This is a genomic window from Craterilacuibacter sp. (genome assembly GCF_051659485.1).
In the GTDB taxonomy this organism is placed as follows: domain Bacteria; phylum Pseudomonadota; class Gammaproteobacteria; order Burkholderiales; family Chromobacteriaceae; genus Craterilacuibacter.
Map to the genome: position 1 here is coordinate 1 of NZ_JBOFOO010000034.1, position 2819 is coordinate 2819.

Sequence of the window (2819 nt, forward strand, 5' to 3'; positions counted from 1 at the left end):
ATCCTGTTGAAACTTTCCGGCGAAGCCCTGATGGGAGGGGATAGCTATGGTATCAATCGTCCCACCATCGAAAAGATCGTAGCTCAGGTTAAGGAGGTGGTCGACATGGGAATAGAGGTCGGCATCGTGGTGGGTGGCGGCAATATTTTCCGTGGTGTTTCCCAAGCGGCCTCCGGCATGGATAGGGCGACTGCCGATTATATGGGTATGATGGCCACCGTGATGAACGCGCTGGCGCTCAAGGATGCCATGGAGCGCGTGGGTGTCGTCGCGCGGGTGCAGTCGGCGCTGACCATGCAGCAGATTGCCGAGCCTTATGTGCGCGGCAAGGCAATGCAGTATCTGGAAGAAGGTAAAGTGGTGATCTTTGGTGCCGGTACCGGCAACCCGTTCTTTACCACCGACACGGCAGCGGCACTGCGCGGTATGGAAATGAACGTAGACATCATGCTCAAGGCGACCAATGTCGATGGCGTCTATACCGATGATCCGAAAAAGAATCCGGAAGCCATACGTTACCAGACGCTGACTTTTGACGAAGCCATCTCGCGCAATCTCAAGGTGATGGATGCCACCGCTTTTGCGCTGTGCCGCGACCAGAACCTGAATATCAAGGTATTCAGCATCTTCAAGAATGGTGCGCTGCGCCGCGTGGTGCTTGGCGAAGATGAAGGCACGCTGGTACACTGCTAAGCATTAGAACACGACGGGCGGAAACGGCGAGGGCGCCGCTTTCCGCCTTGTTTTTCAGAAATACATTGTGGAGTGAACATGATCAACGACGTCAAGAAAACGGCCGAGCTGAAAATGCAGAAGTCGCTGGAAGTCTTCAAGAACGACCTGAACAAGGTGCGTACCGGCCGTGCACATACCGGCATTCTTGATCACGTAATGGTTGATTACTATGGCAGCCCGGTACCGATTGCCCAGGTTGCCAGTGTCAACCTGATCGATTCGCGCACCATAGGCGTGCAGCCGTGGGAAAAGCCGATGCTGGCCAAGATAGAAAAGGCGATTCGCGATTGCGACCTGGGGCTGAACCCGGCTTCCATGGGCGATCTTATCCGCGTACCGATGCCGATGCTGACCGAAGAGCGCCGTCGCGACCTGATCAAGGTGGTGCGTAGCGAGGCGGAAGGTGCCCGTGTTGCGGTGCGTAATGTCCGCCGCGATGCCAATAATGATCTCAAAACGCTGCTTAAAGACAAAGATATCACCGAGGACGACGATCGTCGTACCCAGGATGATGTCCAAAAACTGACCGACAAATATATTGCCGAGATCGACAAGGCGCTGGCCGCCAAAGAAACCGACCTGATGGCGGTGTAAGGGGTTCGATTTGCTGGGTAGTTCAACTGTAGTGGTGCCGGGTGTGCATCTGGTGCCGCGTCATGTGGCTATTATTCTCGACGGTAACGGGCGCTGGGCCAAAAAGCGCTTGTTGCCGCGGGTTGCTGGCCATAAACGCGGCTTGGATGCGGTGCGTGAAACCGTCAAGGCATGCGCCGAAATGGGGGTCGAGTACCTGACCCTGTTTGCCTTCTCGACCGAGAACTGGCGTCGCCCGGCTGATGAAGTCTCTTTTTTGATGGGGCTGTTTATCAGCGCGCTGGAGCGCGAGGCCAAGCGCCTGCATGGCAAAAATATCCGCCTCAAGGTTATCGGCTCGCGCGAACGCTTTGCGCCCGAACTGGTTGCGCGTATTGAAGCCGCCGAAGCGTTGACCGCCGGTAATACCGGTTTGACGCTGGCCATTGCCGCTGATTACGGCGGGCGCTGGGATATCCTGCATGCCGTCAATCAGTTGATCGCCGAGGGCGTGGCTGAAATCACGGAAGAAGCCCTGTACGACAGGCTGTCTTTTGGCGATGCGCCCGAGCCCGATCTGTTTATACGCACCGGTGGCGAGCAGCGTATCAGCAACTTCCTGTTGTGGCAGCTGGCTTATAGCGAGCTGTACTTTACCGATTTGTTGTGGCCGGATTTTAATCGTCAAGCACTCGATGCCGCCATCGCTTCATACCGGCAGCGCGAGCGCCGCTATGGGCGTACCAGCGAGCAACTGCCGCCCGATCAACAACGAGGTTGATTCATGTTGAAGACGCGTCTCCTGACCGCCCTTTTTTTGCTGCCGTTAATGCTTTCGGCATTGTTCTTTTCCCCGCCCGCTGTCTGGGCGGCTTTTTCTGGGTGCATCGTCGGGCTGGCGCTATGGGAATATTCCCGTCTAGCCGGCCTTACTGGTTTTGTGAAGTGGGCTTACCTCGGCCTGTCCGGCTTGCTGGCATGGGCCGCATGGGTGACTGGCTTGATCCTGCCGGTATGGGCGCATTTTGGGGTGCTGGCTTTCTGGCTGCTGCTGGCACCATTATGGCTGGCCAAGCGTTGGCGTTTGACTAGCCAGTCCGGCGCAATGCTGCTGGGCTGGGTGATGCTGTTCCCTTGCTGGTTTGCCTTTATCGAATTACGTCCGGCTCCACAGGCGGCGTATACCCTGCTCGCGGTCATGGGGCTAGTCTGGGTCGCTGATGTGGCTGCTTATTTTTCCGGCCGCGCCTTTGGCAAGAGAAAACTCGCACCGGCGATCAGTCCGGGTAAAAGCTGGGCTGGCGTGTATGGTGCGATGCTGGCGGTGGTGGCGTATGCCGCCTTGGTGACGCATTTGGGCTGGGTAAGTGTCAGCTTGCCGCTGCTGATTCTGGTGCCGCTAGCACTGGCCTTGACCATGGTTAGTGTGGAAGGCGATCTGCTTGAATCCTGGTTCAAGCGTGCAGCGGGGATTAAGGACAGCAGTACGCTGCTGCCCGGTCATGGCGGGG

The 2819-nt window shown here is 57.2% G+C and carries 4 protein-coding genes; all 4 read left to right on the forward strand.

Annotated features, from left to right (window positions below; genetic code table 11):
* The coding region (pyrH, locus tag ACRC1E_RS01020; protein WP_438513250.1) for a UMP kinase at positions 1-693 on the forward strand (693 nt) is incomplete at its 5' end.
* Positions 694-771: 78 nt separating this feature from the next.
* The gene (gene frr, locus ACRC1E_RS01025) at positions 772-1329 is read left to right on the forward strand and encodes a ribosome recycling factor (RefSeq protein WP_438513251.1); all 558 of its coding nucleotides are present in this window, start codon (positions 772-774) and stop codon (positions 1327-1329) included.
* Positions 1330-1342: 13 nt separating this feature from the next.
* Positions 1343-2089 carry a polyprenyl diphosphate synthase gene (gene uppS / locus ACRC1E_RS01030; protein WP_438513252.1) on the forward strand — a complete coding sequence of 249 codons (747 nt, stop codon included), beginning with the start codon at positions 1343-1345 and terminating at the stop codon, positions 2087-2089.
* A gap of 48 nt (positions 2090-2137) precedes the next feature.
* Positions 2138-2819: phosphatidate cytidylyltransferase (locus tag ACRC1E_RS01035; protein ID WP_438513253.1), on the forward strand; the 682-nt coding region annotated here is incomplete at its 3' end.

Bases quoted from the DNA above. Each gene is read 5' to 3' on its own strand.
- frr (WP_438513251.1), top strand. From the start codon at position 772: ATGATCAACGACGTCAAGAAAACGGCCGAGCTGAAAATGCAGAAGTCG.